This is a genomic window from Drancourtella sp. An57, from assembly GCF_002161525.1.
Lineage (GTDB): Bacteria > Bacillota > Clostridia > Lachnospirales > Lachnospiraceae > Sellimonas > Sellimonas catena.
This window is the reverse complement of sequence record NZ_NFHY01000001.1, coordinates 33,676-55,934: the sequence shown is the minus strand read 5'-3', so window position 1 is coordinate 55,934 and position 22,259 is coordinate 33,676. Positions and strand designations below refer to the sequence as shown.

Sequence of the window (22,259 nt, the reverse complement as noted above, 5' to 3'; positions counted from 1 at the left end):
GGATGACTTTGCGATTTTGCCAAACGGATAAAGAAAAAAGCAGCAAATCTTTTTCAGACTTACTGCTTTCGCTGGCCGCCGATGGGCGGTGGATATTCAGTTTTGAAAGTTCAGGTCAGGTTGGCCCGATGATGGATAGCACAATAAATTCCTGTTTTCCCTTTAAGGCATTGTGCATTTTTTCTATTTCTCTTGATGATTATTTTTTTCATAATCAATCAATGTACCTATAACAATTCCAATCAACATTCCGATACCTGCACAAATAGAAATAGCAAAAAGATTTTGCAAAAACGCCCATGCCAACACACCTATGCAACCACCGACAATAAATCCTGTTAATAAGCCAATAGTTAAGTATTTATTACTTTTCATATTGCTATATCTCCCCTAAAAGTATATTTGTCGTTGGTTCTATTATACTATGACCTGCTTCCTTTAGGAATAGATGAATTGTAAACTGGCTGGAGTGAAACCGCTAATGACAGCCAGTGTTTGTTCTTTGTTTATCGGTCAAAGCGAAATTTGAACAGGGCGGCAATGAGCTGTTGCTTTATATGTTCCTCAACTTCGGCGTTGACTTTCCCGTGTACTTTGGAACAGTAGCGGATATATCCGGCATAGTGGGAAAGAATGGTGTCGATTGCGTCCGGGTCGCCCTCATGGGCTTTGACGATTGTTTCATAGGGGAGAAGTTTACTCATAGTCATTTCCCTCCATGAGCCGCCTTAACCGCTGCAAGGCAAGCCGGATATGCCGCCCCGCTGTGCTGCGTGTCCGGCCAATATGTACGCCGATCACTCGCTGCGGCTGGCGCAGGAAATAGTAACGAAAAATTTCTTCCTGCGTCTGCTCCGGCAAAACAGAGATCGCGTCGGCAAGGGCGGCGTTGCAGAGCAGGACGGTCTGACCGCAGACGGTAAATGGGTATTCCTCGTCCGGCTCCGACGCGGCAAACTGGACAAACTTCTCGTTCATCAGATAGTCAAGGGAAACTTGCCGTTCCCATTGCCGTTTAAGCTTCAAAATCTTGTCCAAGGCGGCACAGCGGATAACAGTCTTGCAAAAGGCGTTGTACCTGCGCTGGATATATTCTTGATAGGCTATCTGGTCGGTCATGGAAATTCCCCTTTCTGAATAATAGTGCGGGGCGGTGGCACTTCTTGCTGTCGCCCCTTGATTGCCTACCAGCAAAGGCGGGCGGGGCTGTCAACGGCTGCGCATATGCGCCGTTCATCTTGACCGTTGACTGGCTCGGCTGGGTTTGCTATTTACCCGACAAACTTGAATTTATTTTAAGCTATCACGTTTTACCTTCTTAAGCCTTACTATCATTACCATAGGAATTTCTTTGTTGGTTTTAAAACATTCTTCATAAAATCCATCAATGACAAATCCAGCTCTAAAACAAAGGTTAAAAATATCTTGTATGGAACGATGATAATAAATCTGCTCTTTCGGTTGCCCTTCAATCGCTATATCATAGTAACTGTGCGGTGTCATATATTTTTCAGTCAACGTGACAAAACAAGGGTGTTGCGTTGCAAAGACAAAAATTCCGCTTTCCTGCAACAGTTCATAAACAGCCATAAGAAGTGGTTCAATATCCGTAATATCCATAATTGCCATATTAGAAACTGCTTTCGTAAAGGCTCGATTTCTTTTTAATTCTAATATACTTTTTCTATCGGTCGCATCCGCCACACAAAATTCAATTTGTTTTGCATATTGTGATTGCCGTCTTTTAGCCAATTCTATCATTTTTTTGCTGTAATCAAAAGCGACAACCGAAGCGCCTCTTTGTGCAAGATACGAAGAATAATTTCCATTGCCACACGCAATATCCAAAATGTAATCCGCAGGATTAGGAGATAGAAGTTCCGTTACTTTGGGACGCACTACCTCTCTGTGAAATTCATTAGATTCGTCACCCATTGCATTATCCCAAAATTGTGCGTTCTCCTCCCAGATTTTTTTACTTTCCTCTGTTCCCATGTTCTCTCCCACTCCCCAAATTTGCTTTTTTGCTTCCATTAAATCTTCCTTACTATATTCCATTGTTACCCTCCATAACTTCTGATTGTTGCCGTCTTGACGATTATGTATCTTTACATTACCTTCTGAAACATATGGCGCACCTTGTCCAGGCGGCTGTTTGGACGGCGGGGCTGGATGACCGGCTGACCGACAGCGGCCTGATATCCTTTCAGCTCTGTAAGGCATACGCTCCGCCCGTTGGTGTAAAAGGCCAGATCAGTACGGTATGCCTGTATACAGCGGGCGGGAATCTCGCCAGTAAAGACAACTTCATCCTTTTTTACCTGGGCCGTTTCGATGGTGGCACAGTATTTCGGTGCATCATGATAAGCCCTGGAAAGGTATTCCTGGGGCGCATAGAGGATGAAGGAGAGATAAGGTTCCAGCAGCTGCGTCCCCGATTCCTTCAATGCCTGTTCCAATACAATCGGGGCCAATGAGCGGAAGTCCGCCGGCGTGCTGACCGGACTGTAATAAAGCCCGTATTCAAAGCAAATCTTACAGTCCGTTACGTTCCAGCCGAACAAGCCCTGCTCCAGCCCGTAACGGATACCATCCCTGACAGCGTTTTGAAAACTCTGGTTCAAGTATCCCAGCGAAACCCGGCTCTCGTATTGTACACCGGAGCCAAGCGGGAGTGGTGTAACAGACAGTCCGATGGATGCCCAAAACGGGTTGGGCGGCACCTCGATATGGATGGTGTGGCTGGCTGCTTTGAGCGGCCGCTCCATATAAATGACGGTGGGTTCCTTTACCACTGTTTCAAGCTTGTATTTTTCCGACAGCAAAGCGGAAACAACCTCCAACTGCACCCGGCCCAAAAAAGAAAGAATGATCTCATGGGTGATGGAATCCACCTCGCAGCGCAAAAGCGGGTCAGTATCCGCAAGTTGCGTAAGAGCGTCCAGCAGCCGTTCTCTTTGCGCTGCCGTTTTCGGCGCAATCGACGTCCGCAGCATGGGGAGGGGGTCCTCACGCCACCTTTTACGAGGGAGCCGGGTTGGGTCCCCTAATACATCGTTTAACCTCACGCTGTCGCTGGGAAGGATAACAATTTCACCCGGATAAGCGGTGTCTGTCCGAACAATTTCCCCTTTGGATGGAATACGCATCTCTGTGATTTTCAGCTTTTCTCTCCCGGCCAGGGCCACCGTATCCCGCAGGCGCAGCGTTCCGCTGTATAGCCGTAGATAGACACGCCGCTGGCCGCAATCTGTATACTCCACCTTGAAAACGCTGCCGCATAGGGCGGCGCTCCCCTGTTCCCCAATCGGTTGGAACAGCCCTGTCACCGCATCCATCAACGGTTGAATGCCAAGGCCCTTTTTGGCGCTGCCATAATAGACCGGGAACAGGGAGGCGTCTTGAACCCGCCGCTGTTCCTCCCGCACAAGTTTTTCCCGGCTGATTGGTTCTCCTGCGATATACTTTTCCAATAATTTATCGTTATTTTCGATGACCGCATCCCATGCTTCTATGTCGGTATTTTCCTCCAGGACTATTTCCGGGGACAGCGACACCGTCTGCTTGATGATAATATCGGCGGAGAGCTTATCCCGAACAGACTGAACCACGCTCTGCAAATCAACGCCAGCCTGGTCGATCTTGTTGATAAAGATAACGGTGGGAATGTTCATTTTCCGCAGGGCATGGAACAGAATACGGGTCTGGGCCTGCACGCCATCTTTAGCGGAGATCACCAAGATGGCCCCATCTAAAACAGCCAAAGAGCGGTACACCTCCGCCAAAAAATCCATGTGGCCGGGCGTATCCACAATGTTGACTTTACATCTGTGCCACTGGAAGGAAGTGACTGCCGCTTGAATGGTAATCCCACGCTGCCGCTCCAAAAACATGGTGTCCGTCCTCGTTGTCCCTTTTTCGACGCTCCCCGGTTCTGAAATGGCTCCGCTGGCATATAGCAGGCTCTCCGTCAAGGTCGTCTTTCCAGCGTCTACATGGGCAAGAATTCCAATATTGATTATTTTCATGTGATTGTCCTCCCTTTACTGCCCCGAAGGGCATAAAAATCCCCAGCAGTAAAATACTTTTACCACTGGGGATGATAATTTGCGGACATACACATATACAGCATACACCTGTTTGTGAGTGCTGTTTTTTGGATATGTCAAAATTGATAAGGCAAAAGTATTCTTAAATTGGGTACAAAAAACCAAGCCCCCATAAAAGGAACTATCATAATCCTTTGTTCCCACTATTTGATTATAGTTTTATTTAAGAATACCTTGCCGCATATTTTTTACTCCTTTTCTGGAATGAAGCTATTATATCACATCAGTTTTAGGAAAACAAGTATCTAAAAGAAATTTTTCTTCCCCTTATATGTAACAATCATACCGGCTTCCTAACGTTCAGAATGGTTTCTACTGTCTGCTGCGGTGTTTGGTTGGAATTGTCCAGCCAAAAGCCGATCCGTGGTGTTGTCTGCATTTTACTAAATACAAATTCAATGTATACAGAAAGAAATATATAAGGAGTGGGAGGGATTCCGCCGTAGTCGGCATTGTAGGAAAATCCAAAAGTTTAGATTTTCTCAAAATGCTTATCTTTTGGTCTTTGGTTCGGAATAGTGTAGTGCTGGCGGTCTATCTATTGTTTTCGGTTGCTTGCTTCCTTACCGTACATGAGCATTCGCGCCGGGGTTATCGTTGCCGTACCCCTCCATGAGGTTAATGCCGCCCCAAATGCCAAGTCCTGCGCCAAGCGCGATTACCAAAGTCTGCAATACGTCAACTGCGCTGTTGAAAAAATCCATATAAACCTCGCTTTCTGCCGCTAAAACGGCTCAAAAAATGTTGTTGGAAATAAAAATGCCGCCGTTTTTATTCGGCGGCTGCGTCCTCGTCGGACAAATCTATTTCGTATATGTCAAAGGGTTCGTCGGGCTTTACGATTGCCGGACGGGTGGACATATACCGTTCAACGTCAAAAGCGTTTTTCTTGTCGAAGTCGGAAAGGTATTTGTAGTTCGGGTGCTGCGTTATATCGTACTTATCGCTGAAAAAGGGGCGCACGCCGCGCAACTGCAAAATACATTTTCCTCCGTCCATAACTGCGATTTCGTCCTGTGGTGTGGTATAAAAAAAGTTGACAGCTTATTCTCAAGGATTTCATAATAAAACCAAGAGAATAAGGAGGTATTCAAAGTGGCACGTAAATATGACCATGAATACAAAGTACAGGCAGTAAAACTTGCCAAAGAAATCGGCGGCGCTAAGGCTGCTAAAGAATTAGGAATCCCTGAAGGAACCATCCACACATGGCTGAAAGCCGTAAGAGCCGGTAAGTTAGATATCGGGGAAGGTTCCCATACCCCTGCCAGCGCAATGAGCCTGTCAGAAGAGATTACCATGCTGCGTAAGCGGGTTAAGGAACAGGATAAAGAAATCCGTCGCCTGAAGGAAGAAAACGAATTTCTAGAGGAAGCCAGCGCTTTTTTCGCCGCCAGCCGTCGGAAGTCAGTAAAAACCAGAGAATGATATTTCTGGCTTTGAAAACAGAGGACGGCAGGATTACCGGGAAAATTTCATTTTATTGCCGGATGCTTGGTATCAGCCGGCAGGGCTTCTATAAGTATCTCGCGAACAAAGACCGTCCATGGAAGTACCAGGATCTGGCGGATGCCATGAAAGAAATCATCAGCGAGGATGAATGTAACGATACTTATGGACGGATCCGGATGTATCAGGCGCTGTTGCTGAAGCAGCCGGAGGGCGTACATATACCCAGTGAACGGACCGTATACCGGGTTATGGATCAGATTGGCCTGAGCCATCGGCCAAAGAGAAAGCCGAATGGGCTTACAAAGGCAGACCGGGAAGCCATGAAATCGGATGATCTGTTGAAGCGGGATTTCCATTCAGATGCCCCATTAGAAAAATGTATTACAGATATCACGGAGATCCCGGCGCGCAATGGGAAACTGTATGTATCTGCGATATTCGACTGCTTTGATCTTAGTGTCCTCGGTCTGTCAATGGGAACAAACATGAAAGCAGATCTGTGTATCCAAACACTGGAAAATGCTCTGACTGCATATCCCGCATTGGAAGGAGCGATCATCCACAGTGACCGTGGGACACAGTATACCAGTGAGTCCTACCGCCAGACCATCCGGGAGCACCACATCCACCAAAGCATGAACAGTGCAGGAGGACGCTGCCATGATAATGCACGCTGTGAGAGTATGTGGGCCAGAATGAAGACAGAGCTCCTTTATGACCGCTATGACACAAGGCAGATGACGGTAGAGGAATTAAAGGCGCTCATTTGGAGATACTTCCTCAGCTACTGGAATAACCGGAGGATCTGCTCTGCCAATGGCGGGCTTCCTCCCCTGATAAAACGCAGACAGTATTATGAGGATTTGGAACTGGTAGCATAGTCAGTGATATCCTTGAAATAAATGTGTCAACTAATCTTGACAATATCATTTCATGCGGTCATACTCCCGTCGCTTTTCAAGGTTACGCGCCCGGTACTCCCTTGAATACTGCCGGTGGTAGGCGCGGCTCTTTTCCTTTTGGGCTTCCTCGATTTTCTCCCGCATTTGCCGGATTTCCTGCTCCGTTGGCTCTGTAAGCTGTGTCACTTCGTTCTCAAATTTGCCGATATAGTTGAAATATATCCCGATGTGCTGAATGGCTTGTTTTGCCCTTTTCTTGTCGCGCTCATGCACTTCAATCCGGCTGATAAACTCGTTGAGAATGGCGGGGGTCAGGTCGGTAAAGGCAGCGTAGCGTTCCGTCAGCTTCAAAAACTTCTGCGCCCGTCCGCCCGCGTTCTCAAAAGCGGATAGCTGCTCTTGCAGCTCGGCAAGCTCCGCTTTCAGCGCATAGTATTCTTCTGAATACTTCTGCGACATTTGCTCATAGCGGTCTTGCGGGATCGTGCCGAGGGCGTTGTCCTCATAGAGCTTGTTCAGCACCTTGTCAATCTGTTCAAGGCGCGTCGTGATTTGCGGGATACGCTTCTGCTGTTTCTTGGTCTTGTCGGTCTGCTGCATGGCAAGGTTCTTTTTCACTAAGGCTTCAAACTCCGCCCGGTTGCTGATAGAGTAGTCCTCGATTTTCTTCAGCACTTCCGCGACGGTCTGCATGAGCAAATCCGCGTCAATGATGTGTGGGGAATGGCACTTGGGGTTTTTGGCTTTCCCCTTGTGGTACTCGCTGCAATAGGCAACGTGCCGCTTGCCGCCGTTTCTGTAATCTATGCGGATGTGCATTTTTGCGCCGCAATCCTTACAGAAAAGCAAGCCCGACAAAGGGTGGATTTCCCCGTCCCCGTTGGGGCGTCTGACGGGCGCGTTTTCCAAAATCCGCTGTGCGGTTTCAAAGTCGGCGCGGTCAATAATCGGCTCATGCACATTTTCGGTTATCTGCCATTGGCTCCGGTCTACATAGTGGTTCCGCTTGTCCCGGAAATGCTTTGTAGTCTTGAAGTTGACTACATCGCCGCAATACTCCTGCCGCGTAAGGATATGGGTCAAGGTGGCTTTGTTCCACTTGTAGCGGTTATCCTCATTGAGCGCCTTGTTTTTACACGTTCCCCGTCCCCGGTCTTTCATGTAGAAAGTGGGGGTAGGGATTTGCTCGTTTTTCAGATATACGGCGATTTGGTTGCGGTTCTTCCCGCCGATAAACAAACGGAAAATAAGGCGCACAACCTCGGCGGCTTCCTCGTCGATTATCCAAAAATCCTTGTTGTCCGGGTCTTTGACATAGCCGTAGGGGGCTTCGGTGGCAATCGGCTTTCCGCTCATGCCTTTGGTCTTAATGCCCGTTTTCACTTTCTTGCTGATGTCCTTTGCGTACCACTCCGACATGATGTTGATAAAGGGCGCAAACTCCAATGTGTCGGGCTTCTCGCTGTCAATGCCGTTGTTGACCGCGATAAAACGCACGTTGTTCCGTCTGAATATCTCCATAGCGTTGCCGACTTGGAGATAGTCGCGCCCCCAGCGGGTAAGGTCTTTCATAATGCAAACGCCGATTTTCCCGTTTTCAACGTCCTCCATCATGCGGGAGTAGGCAGAACGGTCAAAAAATCTGCCGCTTTCATCGTCGTCGATGTAGTGCCGGATATTCGTCAGCCGCTGCCCTCTGGCGTAGTTCTCCAAAAAGATTTTCTGGTTCTGTATGCTGTTGCTCTCGCCGCCGTCCCTGTCCTCGTCCCCTACGGAAAGACGGGAGTAAAGGGCTGTGATTTTGTTGTAATCATTCATGTGCATATCCTCCTGTGCGTCCATGTAGAGTTCCTTTACACTTAAGATTATGCACTCCATCGGGCAGAGCCGTACTCCGCGCCCTTGCGGTATTTCTTCGCGTTTTTCCCTTTGACATAGACTATCAAGCGGATAATCACCGCACCGACAATGCCGACAAGCAAATCCAACGGGTAAACGCTCGGCAAGGCGTTTTCAAAGGCTGCGGAAAATCCTTGTGTGATATTCAGTATCTTTGCAGAAATATCCGCGCCGGGGGCAAGCCGCACCGCCTGTCCGACTTTATCAAAGAGATAGACAAAGAACACATAGGGGATATTCGGAAGTATCAGCTTTTTGTAGTTGATCTGCTTCATATCTCGCGCCCCCTGTCCATTTTCTTTACCTTGTCGCGGGCGGCGTTAAGCTGCTTCGCCTTGTCCTTTGCAGCGGCAAGGGCTTTGCGGATAGAGGGCTTTTTCTCCCGGTTCAGCTTCTTTGCGGAAAACTCTTGAAACGCTGCGGTCATAACGTCCGCGTCCCGGCCTTTGAAAAACACAAGGTAACGGGTCTGCTCGCCCTTAACCTTTTTTAGCGAAAAATCTATGTTGTATTTCTTCGCCGTACTCTCAAAGGCTTTAATATTGCTGTCGGTGATCTCGATGTTGGAAACACCCGCGTTCTGCTTCATAAGCTGCCGCATGGTCTGTTTCCCATGCGCGGGTTTGCTTTTCTGCTCCAAAAACTTTTGGATTGCTTTCTGTAACGCCTGTTCGGTAAGCCGCGCCGCGCCTTTTCCCACTTTGACGTATAGGGCAATCGTTTTTTGGGTTACTTCCTCCTGCAAGGTATCAACTCCTTTCCCGGTAAAGTGCGGCTATGCTCATTCGCCGCCGTATAAGTCGTGATTGACAAGGGCGGTATAGTAGCTGTCAATGGTACTCGGCGCGTTGAACAGTACCGCTTTTAGATACTGCTTGATGTTGCGCACTTTGGTTGTGTTCTCCCTCATGCAATCCAAAACAAACTCAATATGGCTGCTGTTCAGCTTCAAAAACTTGGATTTCACCAATTCGGCGGGGTAGTCGTCCCCGGCAATACGGATTGTCTTTCGGGCTGTGCAGACGGTTTCCAGCATAAGGTCAACAATCTCGTCCAAACGGTCTTTGTCAATTTTGCAGTTTTGAATGAGATGGTCGTATTCGATATTGTCCTTGATAATCTCCCTGTAAATCTCTACTGCGCTATTGCTTTTCGCTTCCGTTCTTTTCCTTTCCGGCGGCGTAGCCGCTTCGCCATGCGCAAAGGGCAAGGGGTTTAGGGAATGGAAAGGAATGGAATCGGTACTTGATAAATCAGTAATTGATTGTTCTTTACTTAATATATCTTTATTTAATTGCGTTGGATTTTCCAACGTAGGTTTTTCCTGCGTAGGTTTTTCCAACGTTGGATTATCCAATGTTGGATTTTCCAATGTAGGTAAATCCAATATAGGCGGCTGTCCGCCGCTGGTAGCTGCTTCCGGCTCTCGCGGCTGCGGCTGCTCGTATATGACGTAATCTGCGCCCCGCAAGCGTCCCTTTTCGTCGCGCTCCCGGCTGCGCACGATATATCCGGCTTTTTCGAGTTCCTTTACCGCTTCGCGGATTGCGTCGATCTTCTCCCGGTTGATATGGGATAAGCCCGCAAGGGTATAATCCCAATCTTCGGGCAGCGAAAGCATTTGCGACAACAAGCCCTTTGCCTTTAAGGACAATTCCTTGTTTCGCAAGTGGTGGTTGCTCATAACGGTATATCCCGTATTTCGCTCCACTCTGAAAACTGCCATATTTCCTCACTTCCTCTCTTGGTATGCGTGGACAATTAGAAAGCCGTTTTCGGCTGTTTTGGTATTGCAATATGCCCTTTGCCGTTTTCGCGTCTGCAAAGCCGCATGGCACAAGGGCTTTTGCCCGTCTATTTGTCCATGCTGGCGTGCGTTTTCCGCGTCCTTTTGCCGGGGCAATAGGGACACTCTTTGAAAACGCAAAACTCATATTTCCACCCGGGGCGGTAGAAACGGCAAGTGCCGCAATCTTCATCATCTCCGGCACAACCGGATTGATAGCGGTCAAATCCCGGCTTCTGCTGCATGAGCAATTCAAACGCCCGCTGCTTGCCCTTTGTGAAATACATTCCGGCTGCACCTCCTTTCCTGCGGGCATAAAAAACGGCGTTACTTTCTCCCCCAAAGGGGTTAAGGTAACGCCGTTTGTGTGCGTATTCAGTTTTTAACACATTCCCTGTCTATCCGCTGTCCGCAAAACCATTGATTTTATTAGCTTTTTGCCGCTATCGCTATCACACCTCATTATTTGACAGGCCGGATTTTCAGAGAATGATTGATGACATTGAGGACGGGAAAATCAACTGCGTTGTTACGAAGGATTTATCCCGCTTAGGCAGAAACTACATTCTGACCGGCCAATACACGGAAATCTACTTTCCCAGCAAAGGCGTCCGCTATATCGCTGTCAATGACAATGTGGACACCATCAACGGAGAGAATGAGCTTGCCCCATTCCTCAACATTCTGAATGAAATGCACGCCCGCCAGACCAGCAAAAAGGTAAAAGCGGCCATGCGGACACGGTTTGCAAATGGCGCACACTATGGAGCCTATGCCCCGCTGGGCTATGTCAAAGACCCGGATAAGAAAGGCCATCTTTTGATTGACCCGGAAACAAGGTGGATTATCGAAAAGATTTTTGACCTTGCCGTTCATGGCCGGGGAGCCGCCAGCATTACACGGATTTTGGTCGAAGAAAAAGTACCTACTCCCGGCTGGCTGAATTTCCAGAGATACGGCACTTTCGCAAATATCTATGCCGGAGCACCGGAGGAAAAAGCCTATGCGTGGACGATAGCGCAGGTAAAAAGTATTCTGAAAGAGGAAACCTATATCGGACACAGCGTCCACAATAAGCAGACCAACATTTCATTCAAAAACAAGAAGAAAGTACGCAAGCCAAAAGAGGAATGGTATCGTGTGGAGAACACCCACGAAGCGATTATTTCCGAAGATGTGTTCCGTCAAGTACAGGAGCAGATTTGCAACAGGCGCAGACGGCAGAAGAATGGCACAACGCAGATATTTTCCGGGCTGGTAAAATGTGCGGACTGCGGCTGGTCGCTGGCCTACGGTGTGAACAGCCAGAACAAAAATCCCTATGCACACTACCATTGTAGCAAGTACGGGCAAGGATTGCACCAGTGTTCCATGCACTATATCCGCTATGATGTGCTTTACGCCTATGTCCTTTCCCGTCTGCAATACTGGTCTGTGCTGGCACAGCAGGATGGGGACAAACTTCTGAAACGGCTACTTAACGCCAGCGACAAGGAACGCAATACCGCAAGGAAGCGGCAGACAGCCGAATTGAAAAAGGCGGAAAAGCGCAAAGCAGAAGTAGACACTCTGTTTGCAAAAATGTATGAGGACTGGTCTGCCGGACGCATTACAGAATACAATTTCAATATGCTGTCCGAAAAGTATCAGGGCGAACAGCGAGAATTGGACGCAAAAATTGAACGGCTTCACGAAGCGATGGAGGCCGCCGCCCAGACAGCGGTTGACGCTGAAAAGTGGATAGGTCTGATGAAACAGTATGTCAATCCCACAGAATTGACGGCTGAACTTCTGAATACGCTGATTGAAAAAATCCTTGTCCATGAAGCGGTCAAAGGTGAGGACGGAAGCCGGGAACAGGAGGTAGAAATCTTCTACCGCTTTATCGGCAAAATCGAATGACACATCTTGAGATACCCAACAATATCTTTAACTAAGGGAAACGGGAGTATCCAAGCCGGACGTGGATAAGATCGTTATGATGAGCAGTCTGTTTCAGGTGACTACAGATTATCTTCTGAAGGACAAGCAAGAAGAACAGACGGAGAAAGTGGTGTATTACAGAGAGGTCAGGCCGTGGCATTTCGAAAAGAAGAGCAGACACACACTGTTTGGACTTCCTATCTATCATATCTGTTTTCAGGGAATGAGAGAGAGCGGAGGGCGCTTTCGGATGAAGATGGCTCCGGCAAAAGGAATTCTGGCAGTCGGGGTGCGGGCTACAGGAGTTGTCAGCATCGGAGTATTCGCAAGAGGCCTGGTCGCGATCGGAGCAGCGGCGATGGGGATGATTTCCATAGGAGCGGCGAGTCTTGGTATTCTGGCTCTTGGAGCATTTGCCGCAGGAATCATTGCGGGAGGCAATCTCAGTGTGGGAATCGTTGCGTTCGGCAACCTTGCGGTGGGGATGTACGCCATCGGAAACTGTGCTGTTGCGAATAAGATCGCTCTTGGTAATTATGCCCATGGGCATATTGCCATAGGTAATACAGTCAGTGGAATGAAAGAAATTCTGCTGAAGGACGCGAACTTTACAGATATGGATCCGGAAGCGGTACGCAGCATGATTATGCAGGAATTTCCAAAGACATGGCCGATGATACAAAAACTGTTTACGATGTGGTAAACATGCGTGCCGCCGGGGAGTGAGATTCTCCCTGTGCGGCACGCGCTGTTTAATTGGATTCGGAAGAAGCCGTCTCCGGCTTGCGACGGCTTTTCTGACTGCCATCGGTTATTTCTCCTTCGCACGATGCCGGCTGGCCGGAAGTTCGGCACCCTCCAGCGTGAGCAGACTGATTTTTTTATCAATGCCTCCGGCATAACCGGTCAGGCTGCCGTTCGTTCCGAGGACACGGTGGCATGGTACAATGATAGAAACCGGATTGTGTCCCACGGCACCGCCAACAGCCTGGGCGGACATATGCTCCAGACCTCTTTTTCGGGCAATCTGACGTGCGATGTCTCCATAAGTAGTCGTTTTCCCGTAAGGGATTGTGCAGAGAATTTTCCAGACCTCTTTTTGGAATTCTGTTCCCATAAGGTGCAGAGAGACAGGAAAATCCGGATTTTTTCCTGTGAAATAAAGATCGAGCCAGCGCTTTGCATTAGATAAAAGCGGAGTTTCACGGTCTAAACACGTGGTATTCAGAGAAAGAGCAAAATATTTCTGCCCTTCAAACCATAGACCGGTCAGGCCGGTATTGTCTGCTGCAAGAAGAATCCTGCCGAGCGGAGACTGGTAATGGCTGGTGTACTGCATAAGATTTCTCCTCTTATTCCGTTATGAGTTACTGCTCACCCCGAGCCGCCGGAAGCTGCATCTTACATGCAAACATGACGCTGCATTTTCCAGCATCCCGGCACTGTGTGAACAGTAATTATTTTAGCACAATTTAGAAAAATTTTACATTGTGCCGGTTGATAATTGTGTCATATATGCTAGAATCAAAGAATATATGTAAGAATGGAAAGGAATGTGATCAATGTATCTCAATTATTACCTGCAGCAAATAAGATATATTTTATATATGGCACCGGTACTGCTGATTGCGATTACTGCCCATGAGTTTGCACATGGCTGGATGTCGGAACGCCTGGGAGATCCGACACCGAGAGCCGACGGGCGTATGAGCCTGAATCCGCTCAGGCATCTGGATCCGGTCGGAACACTGTGTCTGATCTTCTTCCATATGGGCTGGGCAAAGCCTGTAAGGATTAACACAAGATATTACAAAAACAGGCGACAGGGGATTATTTTGGTATCCCTTGCCGGACCGGTGATGAATTTTATTCTGGCGTTTTTGTCGGTTCTGTTAAGCGGCCTGATTATTCGTTTCGGAGACGCAAATTCGGAACTGATGCAGGTGTTATATCTTCTCTGCTATTATTCTGCGGTGATGAATACCGGACTTGGAGTCTTCAATCTGATTCCGTTCCCACCGCTTGACGGATCCAATGTGCTGGAACAGATCTTGCCAAGAGTCGGGTATTTTTATCAGAGAATCAGGCCCTACCGTTCCCTGATTCTCTTGCTTCTCCTTGTGAGCGGCGTTTTAAGCCGTCCGCTTATGAATGCGAACAGTACGATTCTGGGAGGAATGTGGGAGATTGTGCAGAGAATTCTGGGATTTGGCGTGCAGATACAGTCATCGGGCGGAGGTACGATTCTTTAAAAATGTGAAGAAGAAAGCGAAAGCCAGAGAGGGAAATCCTGCTCTGGCTTTTTACAATGGACAAGTTTATTCTGCTGCCTCTTTTTCCTCTTCCGGATCGTATTTTTTAAAGATGCGGTTGAATAAAATGCAGCACATGTAGGCAGTCACGGAAAAACCGCAGATCATGCTGATGGCGATAACAAGGCCAAAAGTGGTCGTAGAAGCAGTAAGTAAAAATCCGATCAGTGCAAAGTAAGCGAACATGATGAGAGTATATGGAAGATGGCCGATACTCATCAAAAACGCATTTCGGACAGCCTGCTTTGTCGTACAGATGTAATGCGAGATAATCGGGAATACATACAAAAACGCTGCTGCAAATACAAGGATAATCATCAAAAGCAGCAGCTGAATCACCCGGAACATGGTGCCACCTACTGAGGCTGCAATTATATAATCATAACGGAAAAACAGAAATACAGCAACGCTGAGGAGCCACACAATGGTGCTCTGTTTAAAATTTGCTGCAAAAGCTTTGAAAAATCCTTTGACAATGTAAGGCTCTTCCCGGCGGACCAGTTTCAGCGCGATTGTATTCAAGGCACTTAAGGATGCTCCGATTGTAAACAGAGGAACACAGCTGAAGATAAAGACAACGTTCAGAATCAACATGTCGCAGACTTTGGAAAGAAACTGCATAAAAGGATTTTCCAGACTAAACAAACGACTCATAATAACCTCCTTATTGATCCCGCCATGGGCGGACCGTTAAAACACAGTATAGCGAAAAAACAGGTAAAAATCAACAAAATAGACCAGATACACAAAAAATTCACTTGCCATATTGACGAATATTCATCATAATAATAGAATACAACAACAGGAGGAAACATCATGCTGGACAGAAAGTACGAGCGTCAGATGAGCGGAAAAGAAAAACGGAAATTTGAAGCGGAAAAAATGCAGCAGATGACGCTGAAAGAGAAAATTGAATATTTGTGGATGTACTATAAAATTATTTTTCTGATACCGGTGATTATCGGAGTTGTTATTTATCTGGGAGTCACCATGTATCAGGGAATTACCCGTGAAGTGCTGCTGAATCTGACAATCACGGGCGGAACAGGCACGGAATTGACAGATCTTGAAGAGGATGTCAAAGATCTCCTTGGTACAGGGAGCAGCAAAGAGACGGTGGAGATCAATTCCAACTTAAGCGGATCGGCAGATGATTACAACAGCAATGTTGCCCTGTCCACACTCATTGGTGCGGAATCGGTCGATGTTCTGATCTGCACGGAGGAAGTTTATGAACAGTATAATGATCAGAATGGCTTCGTGAATCTGGAAGAACTGCTTTCGGAGGAAGCACTTGCGGGCGGAAAAGTACAGGGGGATGCGTTAGTCCTTGAGAAGAATGACTACATGACAGAAAAAATGGGGGTTTCCTACGAACCGGCTTATGTCTGTGTCATGGAAAATGCAAAACATAAAGAGAATGCGGCAGCATTCGTTGAAATGCTTCTTGAAAATGTCTCCTGATCCGTTCAGGAGATCCAAAACGGATAAACCGCTTTAAAAAAGCGCTGAAAAGTGGTATAATAAACCTTGCAACTTTTGGATTTGAGGACGTAGAGATGAACAAAAAAGGAACTATTCATTTTAAAGGCCAGTTGAAGTTGTATATGCAATGGCCGGCGATTATGACGATTCTCCTGATTGCCATGAATATCTGGATTTACATGGTTGATCAAAGTGCAGGTTTTCTGATGAGTGCATTCGTCATCGTCTATGCGATTATTGCGTTTATCCTGTATTTTTATAACAGGTCCCTGCTTATGGCAGAGCTTGTGGAGTTTGCCACTCAGTACGGCGGGGTACAGGACATTCTGCTCAGAGAGTTGTCGATTCCATATGCCATCCTGATGGATGATGGAAAGATACTGTGGGGGAACAGCCAGTTTGCCGAAGTGATCGGACCTGGACTAAGACCGGATACCTACTTGAGCAAGTATATTCCGGAACTTAACAGGAGCGTATTCCCAAAAGAGGAAAAGGAGACGGTACGGCTTGAAGTCACCTATATGGGACGGGATTACTCAGTGGATCTGCGGAAGGTTCCGGTATCCGGATTCAGCCAGAAAGAACCGATTCTTGAACTGCCGGAGGGGAAAGAGTATTTTGTTACCCTCTATATGAATGATATTACAGACCTGAATCAGGCTGTCGCTGAGATTGAAGACCAGAAGCTGGTGGCAGGACTGATCTATATTGATAACTATGACGAGGTTATCGAAAGTGTCGAGGAAGTAAGGCAGTCCCTGCTGATTGCGCTGATTGACCGTAAGATCAACCAATATGTGGCAAGGATGGATGGAATTGTCAAGAAGCTTGAAAAAGACCGCTATTTCATTATTGTAAAAAACTTTTATTTCCACAAAATGGAGGAAGACCATTTTTCCATTCTCGATGATGTAAAAGAAATCAGTGTCGGGAACAAGATTCCGGCGACACTCAGTATCGGTCTTGGCTTCAGCGAAGACACCTATGGACAGAGCTATAACTATGCCCGTGTGGCGATCGATCTTGCGCTTGCAAGAGGCGGGGATCAGGCGGTCATTAAAGACCAGGACGGCATCAAGTACTACGGCGGCAAGCGTGAGCAGATGTCGAAAAACACAAGAGTAAAGGCAAGAGTAAAGGCAGAGGCGCTCAGAGAGTTCATGATTGCCAAGGATCAGGTGCTGATCATGGGACATAAGCTTGGAGATTCAGACTCTTTTGGCGCGGCAATCGGAATTTACAAGGTTGCGGAAAGTCTGGAAAAGAAGGCGCATATTGTAATCAATGAGATTACGGTATCTTTGAGACCGCTTTATAATGAGTTCATGGAAAATGACCACTATCCGGAGGATATGTTTGTCAGTTCCCAGGAAGCGCTGAGGCTTGTGGATGATAATACAATGGTTGTTGTCGTGGACGTAAATAAGCCTCCGATTACGGAGTGTGAAGAGCTTCTTGGAATGGTGAAGACGGTTGCGGTGCTTGATCATCACAGGCAGGGCAGCAAGGTAATTGAGAACGCGGTGCTTTCCTATATTGAGCCGTATGCGTCATCCACATGCGAGATGGTAGCGGAAGTTCTGCAGTATATTTCGGACGATATCAAGCTCGACCCGATCGAGGCAAACTGCATTTACGCAGGGATCATGATTGATACGAACAACTTTACGAACCGGACCGGCGTCCGTACCTTTGAGGCGGCGGCATTCCTGAGAAGAAGCGGCGCGGATATTACACATGTACATAAGATTTTCAGGGATGATCTGGCAGCATACCGGGCAAAGGCAGCGATTATCGGTCAGGCTGAGATCTACAGAGAATGCTTTATTATCGCAAAAGGAGCAGGAGAAGATATTGAGAGTCCGACGATTGTAGGAGCGCAGGCGGCCAACGAGCTTCTGAATATCAGTCAGGTAAAGGCAGCCTTTGTTCTGACAGAATATCACGGAAAAGTTTATGTGAGCGCGCGTTCGATTGATGAGATCAATGTACAGATCATCATGGAGCGGATCGGCGGTGGAGGACATATTAATACTGCCGGCGCTCAGTTTGAAAATACGGATCTGGAGGGCGACATCGAAACGCTCAAACAGGTCATCGATGATATGATTGAAGGAGGAGACATCACAGTATGAAAGTAATTTTACTGGAAGATATCAAGTCACTTGGGAAAAAGGGTGAGATCGTGGAAGTCAGCGACGGCTACGCACGGAATGTCATCCTGAAGAAAAAACAGGGAGTGGAAGCAACAAGCAAGAACTTAAACGACCTGAAATTGAAAAAAGCGAATGATGCCAAGATTGCACAGGAGCAGCTGGAAGCAGCGGAAGCCCTGAAAAAGGAAATCGAGGCAGAAGATAAAAAAGTAGTACTGAAGATGAAAACGGGAGAAGGCGGAAAGACATTTGGCTCCGTATCTTCCAAGGAAATCGCGGCAGCAGTCAAGGAGCAGCTGGGATATGACATTGATAAGAAAAAGATTCAGATGAAAGAGCCGGTGAAGTCACTTGGCATGCACCGGATTCCGGTCAGACTTCATACAAAAGTGACCGCTGAACTGAAAGTATCTGTTCAGGAAGAATAGGCCGATCGCCTGGAGAGCAAGATGACGGGAGGAATTCAAGATGGAAGAGGCTTTGATTAAGAGAGTCCTGCCGCACAGCATCGAGGCGGAGCAGTCTGTTGTGGGAGCGATGCTGATGGACAAAGAAGCGATCATGACGGCGTCCGAGATCATCAGCGGAGAAGATTTTTACCAGACCACCTACGGTGTGGTATTCAATTCCATTGTAGAGCTTTACAATGAAGGGAAGCCGGTAGATCTGATTACGCTTCAGGACAGACTTCGGGAGAAAGACGTGCCCGAAGAAATCCAGAGCCTGGAATTCGTGCGTGAGCTTCTGACATCGGTTTCCACCTCCGCCAATGTCAAATACTATGCGGATATCGTGGCGGAAAAGTCAATGCTCAGAAAGCTGATCCGGCTGACAGAAGGCATTGCCAATACATGCTATCTGGCAAAAGAACCGTTGGAAGGAATTCTGGAGAAGACGGAGAAAGATGTCTTTGAGCTGATTCAGAAGAGAAATACCGGAGATTATGTTCCGATCCGCCAGGTAGTTTTAAATGCCCTCGACAAGATCGAAAAAGCATCCAAGAGTAAAGGAACCGTAACCGGTATTCCGACAGGATTTATTGATCTTGACTATAAGATGTCGGGACTGCAGCCGTCGGATCTGATTCTTGTGGCGGCGAGACCGTCCATGGGAAAGACGGCATTCGTACTGAATATTGCGCAGCATGTTGCGTTTAAAGTGGAGAAGACAGTGGCGATCTTCAGTCTGGAGATGTCAAAGGAACAGCTGGTAAACCGTCTGTTCGCTCTGGAATCCCAGGTTGATTCCCAGTCGCTACGTACCGGAAATCTCAAAGATACGGACTGGGAAAAGCTGATTGAAGGAGCCGGCATCATCGGGCGCTCCAATCTGATCATCGACGATACGCCTGGTATCTCCATTTCCGAGATGCGTTCCAAATGCAGAAAGTATAAGCTGGAACACAATCTGGAACTGATTATCATCGACTATCTTCAGTTGATGAGCGGAAGTGTGGGAGGCCGAAGCGAGTCAAGACAGCAGGAGATTTCCGATATCTCACGTTCACTGAAAGCACTCGCCCGTGAGCTGAATGTTCCGGTGATTGCACTGTCACAGCTGAGCCGTGCGGTGGAACAGAGACCGGACCACAGGCCGATGCTCTCCGATCTCCGGGAATCCGGAGCGATCGAGCAGGATGCCGACGTGGTTATGTTTATCTACCGTGACGACTACTATCATAAAGATACAGACCGGCCGAACATTGCGGAAATCATCATCGCAAAACAGAGAAACGGCCCGATTGGAACCGTGGAGCTGACATGGCTTCCGAATTATACCAAATTTGCAAACTTCCTTCGGAAGGATGAACGATAAAAATGCTGCCACATGTAAGAGCAAACAGAGTTCTTACCGTGTGGCAGCATTTATAGATTCAGGCTTCACCGAGCAGTCTGTGGAAGAAGCGGGACGGAGCGGTCCTGACACTCTCTTTCCGGTAGAGCTGCTGCTGGCGGATCAGCTGATCCAGGTTTCTGTAGCGTTCTTCTTCCTGGCGTTCTTTCGCCTGGAGCAGGAAACTCATATTCTGGGATACCTGTTTTGTGATCGTCTCACTGATCTGTTTTTCGAGGATCGGATTGTTTTCCGCCAGTACAGAGCGCAGGACGGACGCCAGAAGGGATTCCGGTGTCTCTTCCTTTACTCTTTTCTGCAAAGCCTCTTTCGTATGTAAAATATCCGGGATGACTTCCTTTAAATCTCCGATCCGGATACCTTGTTCTAGTAGTTCTTTGATACAGCCAAACAGCCGTATGTCTTCGTCTGTATAGTAACGATGCCCGTTTTCAGTCCGGCCGCACGGAAGAGATAAATTCTTTTCCCAGTAGAGGAGCAGGTGCTCGTCCACGCCCGTGCGCTTGGCAGCTTCTGAAATCATATACTGAACCTCGCCCATACAACAACCCCCTGTTAATTTGTTTATACACTTTTGCTGCACTTCTATCATAACATATTGTGGGGAAGAATTCCGAAAAACTTCTCGACGGATTCGGACAGGAAACCCGGAAGGCATGGCGGATTCCGGCGAAAGGAGGCGGTGGAAAAAGAAACAGGGAAAAAATACCGCCACCCAAAACCAAATGGATGACGGCATTTTCATTCATGCATTCAAAAGTATTAAACAAACTGAAATTATTCAGCGGAGATAGCACCTGTCGGGCACTGTGCTGCACAAGCACCACAATCTACGCAAGCAGACGGATCGATTTCATAATGATCTGCTCCCTGAGAAATAGCGCCAACCGGGCATTCTGCTTCGCAAGCTCCACAGCTTACACATTCATCACTAATTACATGTGCCATAGTATGTATCCTCCTTTATTCTAAACATTCCATGTTATATGGTGATTTTATTTTAATACAAAAAAATTCATTATACAAGCAAATTCGTGGTTTTAATTTAGTACAAAAGAAATATTCAGCGGGAGCAGCGAGAAAAATTAAGAAAAACTTTATGCTTTTTCCCTGAAATTGGTGTATAGTGTAGGGTAGTAAATTTCAATTAACAGGAGAAAGAACGATGAAAAAAAAGATCGCAGTCATGGCAGTCATGCTCTGCGCGGCAGTTTCAACGGCAGCCTGTGCAGGGAAGGGTACGTCCGATAAAGATAGCGTGGTACTCGGTCAGGAAGAAGAAGAGTCAGCAGATCAGACAAAACTTAACATGATTCAGCCGCAGGCTTACAGCACGGTAGAAGGTCTGAATCTGGAGAAAGGAAGTTATATCTCCATCATCGGGAAATCTGAAGATTCCGAATATTGGGATGAAGTAAAACGCGGGGCTGAAGATGCTGTGGACCAACTGAACGAAGCCCTGGGATACAGTGGAAGAGATGAAATCAAGGTAACATATAATGCTCCGGGACATGAAGGAGATGTGGACGAGCAGATTAATATTCTGGATGAGGAGCTGGACCGTTATCCGGTTGCTGTCGGCATTGCAGTGATAGATAAGACTGCATGTGAGGTACAGTTTGACCTGGCTACGGAAAATAATATTCCGGTTGTCGGGATGGATTCTCCAAGTGATTATCCGGGGCTTATGCTTGTTTCCACGAACAATCAGGAGGCAGGTGCTACAGCGGCAGATAAGATGGCGGGGCTGTTAAATGAGCAGGGAGAAGTACTTCTTTTCATTCAGGATAATATTTCCGGTTCTGCCAAGCAAAGAGAGGCAGGAATGATCAGCCAGTTCCAGTCACAGTACCCGAACATTACGGTGTCCGGTATCTATTACATGGACGAGCTGGACAGCATGAAAGAGGGAACCGCTGAGAAACTTGGCAAAGCAGCAGAGGATGTGACAGACGAAGAGGTGATTCAGCAGATTCTGGCGGAGCACCCTAATGCAAAAGGATGCATTGGAGCCAATGAAGAGACGACCAAGATGCTGATTGACGCATGTGAAGCATCAGAGAGTGATGACATCCGGCTGATTGGATTCGATGGAGGAGAGACACTGACAGAGGCGCTCGAGGACGGCAAGGTCGATGGATTGATCGTACAGAATCCATACGGTATGGGCTATGCTACAGTAGTAGCTGCAGCAAGATCGGCGCTTGATATGGCAAATGAGGCAAACGTCGATACCGGCTATGCATGGGTAACACAGGACAATATGGAAGAGACAGCAATCAAAAACATGCTGTACTAATTCTTAAAATATAAAGCGGAAACCGAACAATAAAACGGGCAGATTCCTTTGAAGGAGAAGGGATCCGCCCGTTTTTTTGGTA

At 47.4% G+C, this 22,259-nt stretch carries 21 protein-coding genes and 5 pseudogenes; 10 read left to right on the top strand and 16 right to left on the bottom strand.

All coding sequences use genetic code 11. The features are described from left to right. Positions 1 to 183: 183 nt before the first annotated feature. The 7 genes and pseudogenes from B5G11_RS16575 to B5G11_RS00255 all read right to left on the bottom strand — a co-directional run. The gene (locus B5G11_RS16575) at positions 184 to 375 is read right to left on the bottom strand and encodes a hypothetical protein (protein WP_000841357.1); all 192 of its coding nucleotides are present in this window, start codon (positions 373 to 375) and stop codon (positions 184 to 186) included. 131 nt (positions 376 to 506) lie between these two features. Then, complete coding sequence (locus tag B5G11_RS00285; RefSeq protein WP_001909500.1) at positions 507 to 704, bottom strand: helix-turn-helix domain-containing protein; 198 nt, start codon at positions 702 to 704, stop codon at positions 507 to 509. Further along, positions 697 to 1,119, bottom strand: coding sequence for an RNA polymerase subunit sigma-70 (locus B5G11_RS00280; protein WP_087251788.1), 423 nt, complete (start codon positions 1,117 to 1,119; stop codon positions 697 to 699). Before B5G11_RS00280 ends, B5G11_RS00285 begins: the two co-directional genes overlap by 8 nt. Positions 1,120 to 1,290: 171 nt before the next feature. Further along, a complete protein-coding gene (locus B5G11_RS00270) occupies positions 1,291 to 2,058 on the bottom strand; it encodes a class I SAM-dependent methyltransferase (protein WP_002586626.1) in 768 nt (255 codons plus the stop codon). Between the two features lie 50 nt (positions 2,059 to 2,108). Then, positions 2,109 to 4,028, bottom strand: coding sequence for a tetracycline resistance ribosomal protection protein Tet(W) (gene tet(W) / locus B5G11_RS00265; RefSeq protein WP_033126273.1), 1,920 nt, complete (start codon positions 4,026 to 4,028; stop codon positions 2,109 to 2,111). Positions 4,029 to 4,684: 656 nt separating this feature from the next. After that, a pseudogene (locus B5G11_RS00260) lies at positions 4,685 to 4,813 on the bottom strand (Maff2 family protein); the annotation flags it as partial. A gap of 67 nt (positions 4,814 to 4,880) precedes the next feature. Further along, positions 4,881 to 5,126, bottom strand: a pseudogene (locus B5G11_RS00255) (hypothetical protein); the annotation flags it as partial. Between the two features lie 78 nt (positions 5,127 to 5,204). On the opposite strand from B5G11_RS00255, the gene B5G11_RS00250 reads away from it, so the two are divergent. Together B5G11_RS00250 and B5G11_RS00245 are read left to right on the top strand one after the other, a co-directional pair. Next, positions 5,205 to 5,537 carry a transposase gene (locus tag B5G11_RS00250; RefSeq protein ID WP_055159092.1) on the top strand — a complete coding sequence of 111 codons (333 nt, stop codon included), beginning with the start codon at positions 5,205 to 5,207 and terminating at the stop codon, positions 5,535 to 5,537. 11 nt (positions 5,538 to 5,548) lie between these two features. Then, positions 5,549 to 6,442 (top strand): IS3 family transposase, encoded by an 894-nt coding sequence (locus B5G11_RS00245; protein ID WP_343215449.1) that lies wholly within the window; start codon positions 5,549 to 5,551, stop codon positions 6,440 to 6,442. 45 nt (positions 6,443 to 6,487) lie between these two features. Here the strand turns inward: B5G11_RS00245 and B5G11_RS00240 are convergent, their stop codons facing one another. From B5G11_RS00240 to B5G11_RS16925, 5 genes and pseudogenes are all read right to left on the bottom strand, one after another. Continuing rightward, positions 6,488 to 8,305: a recombinase family protein gene (locus tag B5G11_RS00240; protein ID WP_087251916.1), complete on the bottom strand. Its 1,818-nt coding sequence runs from the start codon at positions 8,303 to 8,305 to the stop codon at positions 6,488 to 6,490. A gap of 32 nt (positions 8,306 to 8,337) precedes the next feature. Beyond that, a pseudogene (locus B5G11_RS00235) lies at positions 8,338 to 8,637 on the bottom strand (type IV secretory system conjugative DNA transfer family protein); the annotation flags it as partial. Beyond that, on the bottom strand, positions 8,634 to 9,107 hold the full coding sequence (locus tag B5G11_RS00230; protein ID WP_002604484.1) for a PcfB family protein: 474 nt from the start codon (positions 9,105 to 9,107) through the stop codon (positions 8,634 to 8,636). The gene B5G11_RS00230 and the pseudogene B5G11_RS00235, both read right to left, overlap by 4 nt. A 36-nt stretch (positions 9,108 to 9,143) precedes the next feature. Then, a complete protein-coding gene (locus B5G11_RS00225; protein ID WP_002604485.1) occupies positions 9,144 to 10,088 on the bottom strand; it encodes a DUF6017 domain-containing protein in 945 nt (314 codons plus the stop codon). A gap of 158 nt (positions 10,089 to 10,246) precedes the next feature. Beyond that, positions 10,247 to 10,435: pseudogene (locus tag B5G11_RS16925) on the bottom strand (hypothetical protein); the annotation flags it as partial. A 178-nt stretch (positions 10,436 to 10,613) separates the two neighbouring features. Here B5G11_RS16925 and B5G11_RS00215 point away from each other — a divergent pair. Next, positions 10,614 to 12,050, top strand: a pseudogene (locus B5G11_RS00215) (recombinase family protein); the annotation flags it as partial. A 61-nt stretch (positions 12,051 to 12,111) separates the two neighbouring features. Continuing rightward, on the top strand, positions 12,112 to 12,774 hold the full coding sequence (locus tag B5G11_RS00210) for a transcriptional regulator (RefSeq protein ID WP_144289649.1): 663 nt from the start codon (positions 12,112 to 12,114) through the stop codon (positions 12,772 to 12,774). 108 nt (positions 12,775 to 12,882) lie between these two features. Here the strand turns inward: B5G11_RS00210 and B5G11_RS00205 are convergent, their stop codons facing one another. Beyond that, the gene (locus B5G11_RS00205) at positions 12,883 to 13,410 is read right to left on the bottom strand and encodes a methylated-DNA--[protein]-cysteine S-methyltransferase (protein ID WP_087251785.1); all 528 of its coding nucleotides are present in this window, start codon (positions 13,408 to 13,410) and stop codon (positions 12,883 to 12,885) included. 268 nt (positions 13,411 to 13,678) lie between these two features. On the opposite strand from B5G11_RS00205, the gene B5G11_RS00200 reads away from it, so the two are divergent. Then, on the top strand, positions 13,679 to 14,323 hold the full coding sequence (locus B5G11_RS00200) for a site-2 protease family protein (protein ID WP_242958818.1): 645 nt from the start codon (positions 13,679 to 13,681) through the stop codon (positions 14,321 to 14,323). Positions 14,324 to 14,389: 66 nt separating this feature from the next. On the opposite strand, the gene B5G11_RS00195 is transcribed toward B5G11_RS00200, so the two are convergent. Further along, positions 14,390 to 15,037 (bottom strand): DUF624 domain-containing protein, encoded by a 648-nt coding sequence (locus tag B5G11_RS00195; RefSeq protein WP_087166691.1) that lies wholly within the window; start codon positions 15,035 to 15,037, stop codon positions 14,390 to 14,392. A gap of 162 nt (positions 15,038 to 15,199) precedes the next feature. On the opposite strand from B5G11_RS00195, the gene B5G11_RS00190 reads away from it, so the two are divergent. The 4 genes from B5G11_RS00190 to dnaB all read left to right on the top strand — a co-directional run bounded on the left by B5G11_RS00190 (position 15,200) and on the right by dnaB (position 19,839). Next, positions 15,200 to 15,847: a hypothetical protein gene (locus B5G11_RS00190; protein ID WP_087251784.1), complete on the top strand. Its 648-nt coding sequence runs from the start codon at positions 15,200 to 15,202 to the stop codon at positions 15,845 to 15,847. 95 nt (positions 15,848 to 15,942) lie between these two features. Beyond that, positions 15,943 to 18,003 carry a DHH family phosphoesterase gene (locus B5G11_RS00185; RefSeq protein ID WP_087166693.1) on the top strand — a complete coding sequence of 687 codons (2,061 nt, stop codon included), beginning with the start codon at positions 15,943 to 15,945 and terminating at the stop codon, positions 18,001 to 18,003. Further along, complete coding sequence (gene rplI, locus B5G11_RS00180; RefSeq protein WP_087166694.1) at positions 18,000 to 18,452, top strand: 50S ribosomal protein L9; 453 nt, start codon at positions 18,000 to 18,002, stop codon at positions 18,450 to 18,452. Before B5G11_RS00185 ends, rplI begins: the two co-directional genes overlap by 4 nt. Positions 18,453 to 18,492: 40 nt before the next feature. Next, positions 18,493 to 19,839, top strand: coding sequence for a replicative DNA helicase (gene dnaB, locus B5G11_RS00175; protein WP_087251783.1), 1,347 nt, complete (start codon positions 18,493 to 18,495; stop codon positions 19,837 to 19,839). A 58-nt stretch (positions 19,840 to 19,897) separates the two neighbouring features. On the opposite strand, the gene B5G11_RS00170 is transcribed toward dnaB, so the two are convergent. Next, on the bottom strand, positions 19,898 to 20,419 hold the full coding sequence (locus tag B5G11_RS00170) for a helix-turn-helix domain-containing protein (RefSeq protein WP_087251782.1): 522 nt from the start codon (positions 20,417 to 20,419) through the stop codon (positions 19,898 to 19,900). Positions 20,420 to 20,655: 236 nt separating this feature from the next. After that, entirely contained in the window at positions 20,656 to 20,826 is a 171-nt protein-coding gene (locus B5G11_RS00165; RefSeq protein ID WP_087166697.1) for a 4Fe-4S binding protein, read from the bottom strand. Positions 20,827 to 21,043: 217 nt separating this feature from the next. Here B5G11_RS00165 and B5G11_RS00160 point away from each other — a divergent pair, with 217 nt between their 5' ends. Beyond that, positions 21,044 to 22,177 (top strand): substrate-binding domain-containing protein, encoded by a 1,134-nt coding sequence (locus B5G11_RS00160; RefSeq protein WP_087166698.1) that lies wholly within the window; start codon positions 21,044 to 21,046, stop codon positions 22,175 to 22,177. Positions 22,178 to 22,259 lie beyond the last annotated feature (82 nt).

Bases quoted from the DNA above. Each gene is read 5' to 3' on its own strand.
- B5G11_RS00190 (WP_087251784.1), top strand. From the start codon at position 15,200: ATGCTGGACAGAAAGTACGAGCGTCAGATGAGCGGAAAAGAAAAACGG.
- dnaB (WP_087251783.1), top strand. From the start codon at position 18,493: ATGGAAGAGGCTTTGATTAAGAGAGTCCTGCCGCACAGCATCGAGGCG.
- B5G11_RS00270 (WP_002586626.1), bottom strand. From the start codon at position 2,058: ATGGAATATAGTAAGGAAGATTTAATGGAAGCAAAAAAGCAAATTTGG.
- B5G11_RS00185 (WP_087166693.1), top strand. From the start codon at position 15,943: ATGAACAAAAAAGGAACTATTCATTTTAAAGGCCAGTTGAAGTTGTAT.
- B5G11_RS00170 (WP_087251782.1), bottom strand. From the start codon at position 20,419: ATGGGCGAGGTTCAGTATATGATTTCAGAAGCTGCCAAGCGCACGGGC.
- B5G11_RS00160 (WP_087166698.1), top strand. From the start codon at position 21,044: ATGAAAAAAAAGATCGCAGTCATGGCAGTCATGCTCTGCGCGGCAGTT.
- B5G11_RS00240 (WP_087251916.1), bottom strand. From the start codon at position 8,305: ATGGACGCACAGGAGGATATGCACATGAATGATTACAACAAAATCACA.
- B5G11_RS00165 (WP_087166697.1), bottom strand. From the start codon at position 20,826: ATGGCACATGTAATTAGTGATGAATGTGTAAGCTGTGGAGCTTGCGAA.
- B5G11_RS00205 (WP_087251785.1), bottom strand. From the start codon at position 13,410: ATGCAGTACACCAGCCATTACCAGTCTCCGCTCGGCAGGATTCTTCTT.
- B5G11_RS00195 (WP_087166691.1), bottom strand. From the start codon at position 15,037: ATGAGTCGTTTGTTTAGTCTGGAAAATCCTTTTATGCAGTTTCTTTCC.
- B5G11_RS00285 (WP_001909500.1), bottom strand. From the start codon at position 704: ATGAGTAAACTTCTCCCCTATGAAACAATCGTCAAAGCCCATGAGGGC.
- B5G11_RS00225 (WP_002604485.1), bottom strand. From the start codon at position 10,088: ATGGCAGTTTTCAGAGTGGAGCGAAATACGGGATATACCGTTATGAGC.
- B5G11_RS00280 (WP_087251788.1), bottom strand. From the start codon at position 1,119: ATGACCGACCAGATAGCCTATCAAGAATATATCCAGCGCAGGTACAAC.
- B5G11_RS16575 (WP_000841357.1), bottom strand. From the start codon at position 375: ATGAAAAGTAATAAATACTTAACTATTGGCTTATTAACAGGATTTATT.
- rplI (WP_087166694.1), top strand. From the start codon at position 18,000: ATGAAAGTAATTTTACTGGAAGATATCAAGTCACTTGGGAAAAAGGGT.
- B5G11_RS00200 (WP_242958818.1), top strand. From the start codon at position 13,679: ATGGCACCGGTACTGCTGATTGCGATTACTGCCCATGAGTTTGCACAT.